At 36.7% G+C, this 12,602-nt stretch carries 11 protein-coding genes and 1 pseudogene; 4 read left to right on the top strand and 8 right to left on the bottom strand.

Going from position 1 to position 12,602, the window contains the following annotated elements; all coding sequences use genetic code 11:
* Positions 1–353 (bottom strand): annotated as a pseudogene (locus EXN75_RS14045) (hypothetical protein); the annotation flags it as partial.
* Between the two features lie 362 nt (positions 354–715).
* The gene (locus EXN75_RS14040; protein WP_238405813.1) at positions 716–931 is read right to left on the bottom strand and encodes a hypothetical protein; all 216 of its coding nucleotides are present in this window, start codon (positions 929–931) and stop codon (positions 716–718) included.
* A 29-nt stretch (positions 932–960) separates the two neighbouring features.
* Here EXN75_RS14040 and EXN75_RS17840 point away from each other — a divergent pair, with 29 nt between their 5' ends.
* Both EXN75_RS17840 and EXN75_RS14035 read left to right on the top strand, forming a co-directional pair.
* On the top strand, positions 961–1,116 hold the full coding sequence (locus EXN75_RS17840) for a hypothetical protein (RefSeq protein ID WP_167639530.1): 156 nt from the start codon (positions 961–963) through the stop codon (positions 1,114–1,116).
* Positions 1,117–2,260: 1,144 nt separating this feature from the next.
* Positions 2,261–2,551 carry an HU family DNA-binding protein gene (locus EXN75_RS14035; RefSeq protein WP_134844277.1) on the top strand — a complete coding sequence of 97 codons (291 nt, stop codon included), beginning with the start codon at positions 2,261–2,263 and terminating at the stop codon, positions 2,549–2,551.
* A 134-nt stretch (positions 2,552–2,685) separates the two neighbouring features.
* Here the strand turns inward: EXN75_RS14035 and EXN75_RS14030 are convergent, their stop codons facing one another.
* From EXN75_RS14030 to EXN75_RS14005, 6 genes are all read right to left on the bottom strand, one after another.
* On the bottom strand, positions 2,686–3,018 hold the full coding sequence (locus tag EXN75_RS14030; RefSeq protein ID WP_134844276.1) for a hypothetical protein: 333 nt from the start codon (positions 3,016–3,018) through the stop codon (positions 2,686–2,688).
* A 60-nt stretch (positions 3,019–3,078) separates the two neighbouring features.
* Positions 3,079–3,933: a hypothetical protein gene (locus EXN75_RS14025; protein ID WP_134844275.1), complete on the bottom strand. Its 855-nt coding sequence runs from the start codon at positions 3,931–3,933 to the stop codon at positions 3,079–3,081.
* Positions 3,934–4,167: 234 nt separating this feature from the next.
* Positions 4,168–6,552: a DUF262 domain-containing protein gene (locus EXN75_RS14020; RefSeq protein WP_134844274.1), complete on the bottom strand. Its 2,385-nt coding sequence runs from the start codon at positions 6,550–6,552 to the stop codon at positions 4,168–4,170.
* Entirely contained in the window at positions 6,549–8,393 is a 1,845-nt protein-coding gene (locus EXN75_RS14015) for a DUF262 domain-containing protein (protein WP_167639531.1), read from the bottom strand. Before EXN75_RS14015 ends, EXN75_RS14020 begins: the two co-directional genes overlap by 4 nt.
* Positions 8,394–9,086: 693 nt before the next feature.
* Positions 9,087–9,437, bottom strand: coding sequence for a hypothetical protein (locus tag EXN75_RS14010; RefSeq protein WP_134844272.1), 351 nt, complete (start codon positions 9,435–9,437; stop codon positions 9,087–9,089).
* Between the two features lie 43 nt (positions 9,438–9,480).
* Positions 9,481–9,939, bottom strand: coding sequence for a hypothetical protein (locus EXN75_RS14005; protein ID WP_134844271.1), 459 nt, complete (start codon positions 9,937–9,939; stop codon positions 9,481–9,483).
* 97 nt (positions 9,940–10,036) lie between these two features.
* On the opposite strand from EXN75_RS14005, the gene amrB reads away from it, so the two are divergent.
* Both amrB and amrS read left to right on the top strand, forming a co-directional pair.
* Positions 10,037–11,512 (top strand): AmmeMemoRadiSam system protein B, encoded by a 1,476-nt coding sequence (amrB, locus tag EXN75_RS14000; RefSeq protein WP_246031413.1) that lies wholly within the window; start codon positions 10,037–10,039, stop codon positions 11,510–11,512.
* 54 nt (positions 11,513–11,566) lie between these two features.
* Complete coding sequence (amrS, locus tag EXN75_RS13995; protein ID WP_134844270.1) at positions 11,567–12,454, top strand: AmmeMemoRadiSam system radical SAM enzyme; 888 nt, start codon at positions 11,567–11,569, stop codon at positions 12,452–12,454.
* The last annotated feature ends 148 nt before the right edge of the window (positions 12,455–12,602 follow it).

Raw genomic sequence — 12,602 nt, 5'->3', positions numbered from 1 at the left:
TCTATCTTTTCTGACGCTTTATATGAGCGATCTAGACAACGGATGGCAAACTCCGTGCTATCATTTAGCATATAGTATTTGCCCATATAGTATTGGCATTTTGCATAAAGGGAATCTTCTGGATGCTTTTCATACCAGTTGTATCCAATGCGAATTAGCGAATCTTCGTCCACATCCAACCCCGACTTATCTTGTGCCATTGTGTACACAACAGCGTACTTTGCCTGTTCAGACTTGCCCAGTTTACTGAACTGCATGTTGTTCAGGAGTGCGAGGGCACTATCCGGGTGTTCTCCTGCCAGTAGCAATGCTTGTGCTATCGTGGTATTAGGCTTGTGTTGGCAAGATGACATAAACACCAAAACCACAATAATCAATGAACTGATGTGAATATAAAAATTTTTCATGACTTAATTCTTTTATGTTTTTTGCCTGCAAAAATACAAATTTTCCGAGAAATACGACCAGAAATAAGGTCTAAATTGCTAATCTATAATCATAGCGATTATCTTGTTGATACACAGCAGATTATTTGTATTTAACTGCTTTTTACAAGTCTAAATTTTAGTTTCGGTAAACACAAAAGTGACTTTTATGCCTGCGATTAGTGAAAAATATGCGGTTAAGGTCGCCTCTTACCAACAAAAGATATTTTTGTCATCTCAAAAGAAATTTTCAGTGCAAAAAACTACCTTAGTACTGAGTGCTCCGGTTTTCAGATTGATGAACAGCATTCGCCCATGAGCAGGTTGATGTGACTGATGTTGCGTTTCAGCGAAAGCAGCGATTGCTTGTCCCAGTTTACATACCATGCAGCTCTGATTCCCATGCGCGGATCGTTCCACTCTCTGAGATATTTCTCGGTAAGCAGGCTACCATTTCCTGTAAAGCGGGTCTTTCTGGCCGATGCCTCGGCATAGGCGTTGTGCATATTCTTCTCGTGAAAGAAGCGGCGAAAGGATGAGAATATGCAAAGCAAACAGAACATTCAAAAAACAGGAATCCTTGCCACATAAGTTTGAATGGATTGAAATGGAAATAGCAAAGAATAGAGAAGAATATGATTTAATAAAAACAGATTTATTCAAGCAAAAAATCGGTGATAAAAAATCTTAAAACATTCTTTATCCCCGATTAAATATCGTATCTTTGCAACCGAAAGAGTTCTTTGGATGGTTATGCAAATCACAGCAGGATGATACATTCTGTTTATTTCTAATTCGTAACCTCTTCTTTTTATGAGATAAAAACCTATCTCATTCTCAATAACTTATAAAAAATACGTACTTTCACAACAAGGAAAATATCACTTGCAAGATATTTTTTGTATGTATGTTTGCATGTTTGTTAACTTTTCTAAGTTAACAAAGTTGGCTAAAAGCATAAACTTAGTTAAATTTAAAAAGTTGATGTTGTTATTTACAAGATTGTATTGTATATTTGCAATACAAAAATATGATAATTATTGTAACAATCGTTGTATTTTCAAATCTGAAGGGCGGTGTTGGCAAGAACACTTTGTGTTGTTACTTTGCCCACTTCCTCGTGGCAAAGAATAGTGTTGCGATTCAGCGATTATGAGCTGCTGAAAGAGAAGTGTGACTTCTATCTTCAAAATCAACAGTCAGAAAATATGGTGATTGTCTTTGGTCATGCCTCTAGTGCTGATGCCTTGGGTGAGAGATATGCCTAGAAACGAGGCTACGATCTGGAAATATACCCGGCTGACAGGTGAGAAGATGCTGAACGTTTTGTACATGAGGCAAAAAGAATAACCGCTGTTGTTATGTGCTATTAAGTTAGTGTTAGTCTCTTCATTGAGGCTGGACGTCCTCAGCGGAAGCCTATCGTTGTTATGTGCGATTAAGTTCGTGTTTGCCTCTTCACTGAGACTGGACGTGACAGATAGGCTTGCCCTCGGTACCTGGTATCGAGGGCTTTTTTTGTATTGGTGTCATTTTTTTCTTTTGCCCCTTTATAGTTGTTTAACCTTGTATCTTTTGATTCTCAACTATTTTATGTATCTATGTAGTAAAAAAGATAGATAGATATTCAAAATATAACTTTAAAAAGGAAGGTTTCTTTTGTTTTTTACGAAAATTTTAATTAACTTTGCGCCCCCAAAGATAAAAAGATTTTTCATTGCATATGTCAGATTATCCCAATTTTAAGGGATTATGTAGATGTTTTTGAAATTATATTTTCTTATTTGACAGAAAAGGAGTATATTTGCATCATAAATTTAATAGAGTTACATAAGATGAATAGAACAAAGATTATTGCAGCATTTGCTGAGAAAGCTGGTATCACAAAGACTGATGCAGCCAGGTATTTTGATACCATGATAGGTTTAATGGCGGACAATATGGTGGAAGGTGATGGAGAAATCGCTATTCCTGACTTCGGTAGATTCTCTATCAAGCATGTAGCAGAGCGTCAGGGTATTAATCCTGCCACTAAGGAGAAGATTACGATTGCAGCCCGTGATAAGATTGTGTTCAAGGCTTCAGATTGCATTCAGTATTACTCACGTAAGCATTGTAAGGATTAAACGATAGTGGTATTATCAATCAGTAAATTAACTGAGCCCACTTTAAACAGGCCTTACTTTTTAAAGTGGGCTCAGTCAAATATAAAAACGGAAGCATTATAGCTATAGATAGCATTCATGGATGCATCACCTTTTTAAGCAATTCTCCAGTTTTTTGTGGAATATTTCCACACGATTTCCCCTGTTTCCACAATACCTATTTTTGGCATATATCGTCTATCTGTCTGATAATCAGCAGATATTGTGTTTTTATCTTCTTTTGGCATGCTGATTGTGAATATCATTAGTGGTTCGCCAATGAATCCACAAAGACAGTAATTTAAATAAATATTCACAATTAAAAACGATAAGATTATGAAAAAGTTCGTATTTGCAGCTATCGCCGCTATTGTAATGGTTTCAATTACCTTCTGTAAATCATAACTGCTCAACCTCGCTATAGACATGAATTGTTCCCCCTCCTTCATCGGTAATCCTTCTACTTTTTCTCTTCTACAAGATTCTTCCCGTGGTTCTATTTTGATGGTTTAACAGCATTCTTGAAGATGGGGAATCATTGCATTAAGCATTGGATGAGCGAGCAGGTTCGCTTTGTGCCCGATGTGCCATTTCCCGCAATCGGAACATTGGTATGCTGCCATTTCCCTTCTTTGCTTGGGATATTTTCTTTTCCATTCTTCGATGGCTTTTAAGGCAGCAGCCTCATTCCGATACGCCATTTTCTTTTTGAACACGATTTCATGGGTAAGTGGGTCGTATTGCTTTTTCCAGTGGATTGACAGTCCTCTGGTTACATTTCTTACCTTTTCTTTTTGACCAATGTTGTGAAGTTGGAAAGCTGTAGCTCTTTTCATCCAATATCTTTCGTTATTGGTCGTTTTATATCCTTCCTCGTGTCTGTTCATCTTGTGGTAAGCTTGACTCATTCGCTTTTCTACGATTCGGCGTACTTTTCTTGAATCAGAACAACTTTCTGTTTCAATGTCGAAATTGCGGAGCAATTCTCCATTTTTGAACTTCAACTTTTCGGTGAACAGCTTTTGGGTTTCTGACTTGAAGCGCACCTCTTGGCCATTGAGGACAACTCTGCCTTTATTTCTCTTGACGAGGAAGCATATGGATGTGGATTTTGTGTTTTCTTCCTCCAGCTTCATCACTTTATGTATGGCATTCAATATGTTTTCGGTGTTGAAGTCTTTAGTGATGACAGTATCCCTGATGTACTTGATGAGATAATGGATATTTTTGTTCTCATCCTTATTTGCTCTCAGGTATCTACCAAGGAGAGACAAGTTCTCCGAGAAGTTCCAGTTGTCAATTTTACCGTAGCGGGGTAAGGATGATTCCCAGCTTGCTAAGATGTTCTTAATCTCTATATTCATAATGCTATTATTTAAAAGTTATGCCCCCAACTTATAGTAAAGCCATGTGGCTCGTGAATGTCGCATGGCTTTCAAAGGAAATTAATCTCTCATAAATATATAAGTGTTTCTATACGGTAAAGATTTGTCAATAAACATTATTTGTATGATGTAGTATCGCACTGCCTGAGACAGGTGGTGCGATATTTAATTAATTGGCGAATTCCTGAACTTTTTCAGAGATATCACCTATATTTATCCAAGGGTAGTACATATTTCTTCCAATAGTTTTTCAACTTTTGATTGAATTTCCTGTGCTGCAGTCTCATCTGTATCGCCCTTATTGTTTTCGTAAAAGCGTTCAACAATAAATTTTCTTTTATTGTTTTCTTCTTCACTACAAGACCATTTATATTTTGTATTGCTATTGAGTTTATTTAAAATATCTATCCCTAACTCATCTGTTCTGTGCCCTAGTCGCAGCCCCCAAAAAGGCTTTTCTTCAGACCAATGATAAACTATGTCAAGATAATATTTCATGTCATCAGGTTTTATCGTGACATAAGAATTGTCATGTAATTTAAAGTCAATAACACACGTGTTATAATTCCAAATCCAATGAGCAGGTTTTAATAGCTTATCCAATATCTGTATAGCTAATTCTCTTGAAGAAAATTCAGATGCCTGGTGACCGCTAAGAAGGATAACATGTGGAGATAGACCATTTTCACCTTCCCACCAAAGAAATTTTCTTTGTTTCATAAATCCAAAGCATTCATATTTGGGATTACGTAAAAACGATATCCAGTCATGCTTGTTAGTAAAATCTGTAGGCTCATTGTTGACGTATTTTTTGAGTATATTAAATTTATTTTCTGTATCTTGATTTTTCCACGCAGTAAATAAACTCATCCAATCGTCACCATCCTCAATGAAATTCCATCGCTCCATCCAAGGAGCCAAAGATGCACTTCCACCACCATCAGGTAGACTATAGTCTCCGTATTCCAACAGTTTTCTTCGTAATTCATTCTTTTTGGTCCAGTCATCATCTTTTTCTATTTGGTAAATTCTATCCACAAATAATTTAAACGTATTTTCTAATTCATTAGGCGATAGTTCTTTAACGCATAAATGAAGAAGTATGCTTAAATTACCTTGAATGAAGGAGTTGAAATGGTTTTCATTATAGTTAATGACATTCCAAAAAACTTTCTCCCAATCGATGCGTTGATTTTGCTTATATAATTGGGCGATTTCCTTATCTGAATCACTAATAAAATTAATAGATATTTCTGGTAGTTTACAGTCAGCAATATCTCGTACTTTGGAATCTCCCATTTTTTTCAGAGATTCAAGCGAAACGATAATAGCATTTATTGGATTTTTGCTATTATTTGAATAGAAGCAGATATTTTTTAAATGCATTCCAATTCGTTTGACTTCTAATTCGATTGCGTCAGGATACAACATGAGATAATAAGTGCAACCCAAGATGGTCACATAGTCTATCATATACTTGATGTTCTCTATCCATCCTGCCCTCAAATATCCGTCTGAGATTCCATTTCTAGAAGCTAATTTTTCTATAGCTTGAAATATTGATTTTAACCAACTTATGTCAAAAGAGCTACTATCTTCAATATAAGTTCTTATAAAATTTGACTCTATTAAGCTTTTAATATATTTTTCCTTATCAGAAGAACTCTTTTCAGTTTGAGTACAAAGATGAATGATTGCGGACATAACAAGAAAAGACTCAAATCCCTTGTCGGCATTTGGGTTTTGTCCTCGTTTGGCCCAAAAGAAATTTTGCCAATTTTCCCACAATTCACTATCTGCTAATTTTTGGCTGCTCTTTTCGATTAAAAGAGCCTTAACATTTTCTTGCTCAGAAAGTTCTTCGCCGCGACTATTCATATATAAATATAGACGCTCACCCTGTTCACTAAGATTTGTATCAAAGTAATTGAACTCTATATAGTTCTCCAAATAATCAAGGAAGTTTTTTCTATTTTCAAGGATCTGATTATCCTCTATAAATTTTAGGATAGTTTGATAATTTTCAAGGATAGAATTTGCAGTTACATCCTTTGAATATATATCATAATACTCAGAACTCTGTTTGAAATTTGTATTTTCATGACTTAAAGCAAAATCAATGAAAGATACTATAAAATCATGTGCAGTTTCTCGAACTTTATAGTCCAATTTTGGAAGACTATTTTTGAAATATTCTTTTCTGTAAGCATCTTTACTGTCCTGGTCAGAATCCTTACAATAAACTGCTAACAACAATAATGATATTGTTGTTATGCGTTGTTGCCCATCTATTAAGAAGAGCTTGCCAGAATATGTTGGGTCATGGTATGCATAAATAAACCCTACATGGGTATTAAAACGTATGCGTAAATACTCATCTGTAAGATAATTGTGTATATTTTCTGGCAATTCTTTTCCATTGCATTTTATGTCCAGTGAGAGGGCCTTTTTCTGTGTATAGTGATCACAGATAGATTTTAATAGACCTAAAACGTTTTGTTTCTTCCAGACATAATCTCTTTGGATTTCTGGAATAATTATTTGTTCAACTTCTGGGTTAGTAAGAAGTTGCTTGATGTTATATCTGCCTGTTTTCATATGCGTAAATTTTCTCTAATGCTAATATTTCTTTTTTCCATCCAAGCTATATGGGCTTTGATGTCATCATTGTTCCACATAAGCAAATCTGGTGTAAAAGGCTTATCAGTTGGTGTATTCAAAACCTTATTAAACACATCCATCGTATGACGAGGAATAAAATAGCCGCCATTATGTTTTGCAAACAATATCCCTCTCTTTGCAATATAAGGGTTGTTGCTTAATGCACTATTAGCACCGCCTGTTAATAATGCCATATTACCGAGAGAATGTAGATCAATATCGTTACCATATAAGAAATCAATATCAGAAGATTTGATTTTCTCATCATTATTCACATGTTTAATTAATTCTTCTTTCTTTTCATCATCTAAATTAATCTGTTCTTTAATTTTACGAATTACATTTTCTTTTGCCGTTTTATCTATCGCAATATCTGATTTTGGATGTTGTGGTGAAATATGTTCAAAAGACCATTCCTCTTGAGCATACGCACAAAAATCGAATCGATAGTTTGTATCCGAAACTTCAGGAAAGACGCTAAAAGAGAGCAATAAATTAGTCAACCCATCATTTTTAGGGCTATAGCGTAAATTTGGATATCTTCCTGTATTGTCTTTATTATTATTCGCATCATCAAGTACTGGTATTGCCTGAAGTGTCAACTGTTTCAAATCTTTAGAGATTAGCATGTCTGATTTGTCTAGAATATCAGATATATTGAAATTTTGAAGTTCTTGAGTCGTTTTCTTGCAAAACATGACATATCCCAATAAATTGTAGAGCTTTGGATTATTGAAAATACCCCGTAACTTGAGATAAATATGTTTAATTCTTTTCAATATGAGGAAAGCTGCATCGGCATTTTTAATTCTTTCGTTGTATTTATTGAAAAGTTGAAGATTATTCTCCTGTAAACTCTTGTGTGGAAGTTCTTGAAGTATTTTTGCAAATTCTTCAAGTATATTATCTTTTGGGGTAGGCACAGTAAATTCTCTAGTTGTATCTAAAGCATACTCAAGTAGCTTTTCCATACCATCATCATCATTTGGGAAAAAGAAGTTTGATATATTCGGAAAGCTAATCCAGGAATATATTTCATCCCATTCTCTTCCCATGATATTTCTTTGATTGAGGATTTCTTCATAAGAGTAAGTTAAATTGTTAACACTATGTCTACGGACAGCTAATGTTAACAAGAGCCCTTTAATCAAATAGTTATTGGTTAAAGGAACCTTATTATCATTTAAGTTCAAAAAGGTTTCTTCTGGTGAACTAAACTCGTTCTCTTTGTTAAGTATAATCATGACATGATCGCGCATGTAGTCTATATAATCCTTTAATTTATTCTTATTCTGTAGGAGATCCAAAAAGTGTTTTATGCAGCGAGCTGCTTTAGCAAGATAATAAAAGTCTTGTTCAAGGAGATCTTCATCATTTTCAGTTGTGCTGTCTTGAATATAATCTACAACTTTATTAAACACGTTTCCATTTTTATAACGAGAATAGATGACCTTAGCTTCTGCTATATTTTCAAGTTGATGAATACCTATTAAATAGAATAAAAGAGACAATGTTGTCAATCGTTGTTGACCATCAATTACTTCCATCCAATTGTTATGTCTATCATATTTGACAGTAATATATTGGAGGTAGTAACTCTCAGCTTTTTCCAAGAAAGCCTCGTAGGTATCAAAAATAAGTTGAGGAACTTGGTCATAACGTGAACTTGAATTCCATTTATAGCCTCTTTGATAAGGGCCTATATAATATTTGGGGCTCTTACCTATATCTTCATGTCCTTTGAAGATGCTATTTATCGAAAAAATAAATTCGTTCATATATTGTATTGTTAATTGTATAGTTGGTCGCAAAAATACAAAAATTAAATTAAGTAGCTTCATTTTGGATAAATAATTTATCGTTGTTAATTAATTTTATGGTTTGGATTCTGAATTTGTCCCTTTAAAAATAGGAAAAAGTGCACAAGGATATGTTTTTTATTAATGGAGTAATACCCCAGAAGACTACCAACTAAGTTCTGTATAAGAGTGATTCAGAAGGTAGACTTTTGGGTATGGGCAGGAAATTCTATTAAATATTTTCTAAATATTTGATGTTTCAAGTATTATTTCATGTTATGTGAGGAAGTCATCAGCGTCTCTAAAATTCCATCATTGCCAGGAATGTGATAATATATATCTGTATTTCTGGCTCTACAATATTAAGTGGTAATAGAAAATACCCTTATTGCCACACTTAAATAGCAGGATATCAGATGGCTATCTTGTAGCGTGGCAATAGTGGTATTATATTAATGGTTTCTTAATAGTGACAAAGCGTAGAGAGGCAGTATGGTAATCTCCCGATTCGGAGAAAAAATATTTGGGTAACTTTTTAGATTATTCCGACGGAAAAGAGATACAGGCAAAATTGATACAATCATAAATAGGAAGTCCTTCCCCTAAGACATCCTTCTTTGCCTTCTCCTTTTCCATACATAAAACCTTTATATGTTATTGCATGGATATCAACTACTCTGTTATTCTGTATACCAATATTCCAACTTGTATCCTAGTCAGATTGTATATGTCATCGATGACAGCCCAGGTGCATTTGTCTGAACCAAATATTTCCTGGGCTTGAATCAGTTCACGCAGTTCTTCTTGTATGTCTCGCTTACCATAAGGTACACGAAGTACCATGTTGATAGTGTTGCCATCCCTAATAGATGATTCTAGCAAAACATGCATGAAGAAATCTTTCAAATCACCTTCATTGTCATTTGTTATGAACTTATACTCCTCTGTCTCCAGAACTTTGCTGATATTCGTATATCCTTGTGGTCCAGCAATGATGATGTCGCCATCAAAGAAAAAATCCAAAATGTTTTTTTGTTATTCTCCATATACGTTATATTTTAAATTGTTATATTGAAAAAGGAATTACTATGCCTGGATTGTGTGATAACAATGTTTTCTCCTGAAAGTACGAAGGATTGTATGAAATGATCATTTTCCCTCCAGAATAAGCAGATGAGAACAGTGACTTGTACCTGCCTTCCCAGCTTTTGAAAGCCTCTTCCGAATATACCTTTGGTGGGTACAGTTCGTCGAGTTCCTTTTCCCGGCCTACTTTCTCATTGAGAAATGATGGTCGTGAATTTCCTTGCTCGTCATATTTGCTCTTGGAGCACAACACGTAGGAAGAGAAAGGCATTTCCCTGGCTCTTTTCTCTATCCAATCAACACCATTAATCAGGCTTTCCATGTGAGCTTCCCTTATTCTAACCCATGCACGCCTTGTTGGTTTGGCAGTTTCTTGCATGAAGTCAGAATATGCCCATTTTTTAAGTGGACCCAGAAATAATTTAATCATTGCTGACATTTTTGCATTTTTTTAGCTGGATTTGTACATTCTATCATATTATTTTGTATCTTTGCCAAAAGGATGGAAAGTTGCCATTCTTCTCACGCTTTTAGATATGAGAAAAATTGTTTTAGTCGTTTTATTAGCCATGTGTATGATGATGGAAGCAAAGATACGTAAACCTGCCGTAGCAGGACAATTTTATGCAGGCGATACCCGGGAACTTCGCCATGACTTGAAGGAGTGTTTTCTGCAATGCAAGGCTTCACCCTTGAAACCTGTGCAAGCTATCATTGTCCCACATGCCGGTTATGTCTTCTCTGGCGTAACCACTGCATCTGCTTTTGCCTGCATCCAACCAGACGCGCAATATGAACACATTTTCTTGTTGGGACCTAGTCATCATGTTTATCTTGACAAAGCTTCGGTGAATATTGAAGCGACAGAATATGCAACGCCACTTGGTAATGTCCCGGTGGATACTGCACTCTGCAAATCTCTGTTGGAACAGAGCGATGCTTTTACCTATAATAATAAGGCACACGACAGCGAGCACTGTCTGGAAGTGGAGCTTCCTTTCTTGCAGTATCACTTCAAGAAGGTAGTTCCCATCGTTCCAATCATCATTGCCACGCAAAAGTTGAGCATACTTCAAGAGATAGCCCGTGTCCTCCAGCCATATATGAACGAAAGAAATCTGTTTGTCATCAGTAGTGATTTCTCACATTATCCAGCTTATCTTGATGCCAAAAGGGTGGATGGACTTACTAAGGATGCCATCATGACGGGCAAGGCGGAAGCATTTGTAAAAGCCATCTTGCACAACCAGGAATTGAACATCAACAGTCTTGCCACAAGTGCTTGTGGAGAAGCGGCTATTGCCACACTCCTGATGATGACAGAAAATGATGCCAACATCCATCCACATCACATCATGTACCGCAATTCGGGTGATTCGCCCTACGGAGGAAAGGATAGGGTAGTGGGGTATCATTCATTTATCTTTACAAGAGATGAAGTAAAGCCGGTTGAATCAAGAGAAAAAGACGAGGCAAACTTTTCACTAAGTGACGAAGACAAAAAGATGCTCAAGGAGATAGCTTACGATGCCATCAGGATGACCTTGGAGGGTAGGAGTTATCAATTTCCCAGCCATCTGTCGGAAAAACTAAAGACCCTATGTGGAACTTTTGTATCTCTGCATAAGCACGGCAGGCTGAGAGGTTGCATCGGACATTTCGGAGAGGATATGCCACTCTATAAGACGGTCTGCCAAATGGCGAAGGCTGCAGCCTTTGAAGACCCAAGATTTCCAGCAGTCAATATAACCGAGCTTCCAGACATCGACATAGAGATTTCCGTGCTTACCCCGATGAAGCGCATCCATTCCATCGACAAATTCCAACTGGGCAAACAAGGCATTTATATGCGTAAGGGCAATCGTGCAGGAACCTTCTTGCCACAAGTTGCCGATGAGGTGTCTTGGACTAAGGAGGAATTTCTCGGACATTGTGCGCAAGATAAAGCTGGCATTGGCTGGGAAGGCTGGAGAACTGCCGAACTTTATACCTACGAGGCAATCATATTCTGATTTTAAACATCCAAAGAATTCAAAATCGTATGATAAAACAAAAGGTTAGGAAACATGAAGGAATGTAGATATTATACGAAGATAGAGGAGGGCAAAGATGGAGGCAAAAGCCTGAAGGTAAGATGCGAGCTTTGCCCCCATCGTTGCGTCATCCCGGATGGAAAGCATGGGATATGTGGAAGCCGATGGAATTTCAAGGGCAAATTGTATTCCATTGTTTATGGCAAGCCATGTGCCTTGGCAGATGACCCTGTCGAGAAGAAGCCTCTCAATGAGTTTCATCCCGGCACCCGATGCCTGTCCTTGTCATGTACGGGGTGTAACTTTCGGTGTCTTAACTGTCAGAACTATGACATTTCGCAAGCGCTGCCCTCTGATGTGAATTTTTATGAGCTATCACCCCATGAAATTGTTGACATCGCCATGCAGCATCATCTGCCAGGAATCGCATTTACCTATACAGAGCCTCTTACCTATTATGAGTATATCCATGACATAGCGAAGGTATCACATGAGTATGGGCTATGGAATATTCTCGTCTCGGCAGGTTACATCAATCCAGAGCCCTTGCAGGAACTCCTTCCTTATATAGATGCCGCTAACATAGACATCAAGGCTTTCTCCGATACGATGTATATGCATCAATGTGGTGGACATCTAAAACCAGTACTTGATACCTTGCTAGCCATGCAGAAGTCTGATGTTCATCTGGAGATAACCAATCTCTTGATTCCAGGTGTCAATGATAGTGAGAAGATGATCAGGAAGATGTGCCGCTGGCTCGTCTCGAATGGCTTTGCCCAGAATCCACTACATTTCAGCAGGTTCTTCCCTCTTTATAAGATGCAGGATGCTTCTCCAACGCCAAAAGAAACCATATATTTGGCAAAAAGGGTTGCATTGGAAGAAGGGATGAAATTTATTTACTTGGGAAATATATAGCAAATATATGATACCTGCACCATTCCATTTGTACCGATTGGAGCTATCATTGGCATCAGCCATGACAAGTTCTTCGTTTCAAGCTTGGGCTGGAATACATGTACACATAAGGATGATTATGATAAATATTCTTTACACTTTTCTTGCT

The organism is Segatella hominis, assembly GCF_004535825.1.
In the GTDB taxonomy this organism is placed as follows: Bacteria; Bacteroidota; Bacteroidia; order Bacteroidales; family Bacteroidaceae; genus Prevotella; species Prevotella hominis.
The sequence above is the reverse complement of the archived record's forward strand: the minus strand, read 5'-3'. Positions and strand labels throughout refer to the sequence as shown.

What these genes read in the sequence shown, in the direction of transcription:
- EXN75_RS17840 (WP_167639530.1), top strand. Translation starts at nt 961, where the DNA reads ATGAGAATATGCAAAGCAAACAGAACATTCAAAAAACAGGAATCCTTG.
- EXN75_RS14030 (WP_134844276.1), bottom strand. Translation starts at nt 3,018, where the DNA reads ATGAAGGAGGGGGAACAATTCATGTCTATAGCGAGGTTGAGCAGTTAT.
- EXN75_RS14035 (WP_134844277.1), top strand. Translation starts at nt 2,261, where the DNA reads ATGAATAGAACAAAGATTATTGCAGCATTTGCTGAGAAAGCTGGTATC.
- amrB (WP_246031413.1), top strand. Translation starts at nt 10,037, where the DNA reads ATGAGAAAAATTGTTTTAGTCGTTTTATTAGCCATGTGTATGATGATG.
- amrS (WP_134844270.1), top strand. Translation starts at nt 11,567, where the DNA reads ATGAAGGAATGTAGATATTATACGAAGATAGAGGAGGGCAAAGATGGA.
- EXN75_RS14020 (WP_134844274.1), bottom strand. Translation starts at nt 6,552, where the DNA reads ATGAAAACAGGCAGATATAACATCAAGCAACTTCTTACTAACCCAGAA.
- EXN75_RS14040 (WP_238405813.1), bottom strand. Translation starts at nt 931, where the DNA reads ATGCACAACGCCTATGCCGAGGCATCGGCCAGAAAGACCCGCTTTACA.
- EXN75_RS14025 (WP_134844275.1), bottom strand. Translation starts at nt 3,933, where the DNA reads ATGAATATAGAGATTAAGAACATCTTAGCAAGCTGGGAATCATCCTTA.
- EXN75_RS14005 (WP_134844271.1), bottom strand. Translation starts at nt 9,939, where the DNA reads ATGTCAGCAATGATTAAATTATTTCTGGGTCCACTTAAAAAATGGGCA.
- EXN75_RS14015 (WP_167639531.1), bottom strand. Translation starts at nt 8,393, where the DNA reads ATGAACGAATTTATTTTTTCGATAAATAGCATCTTCAAAGGACATGAA.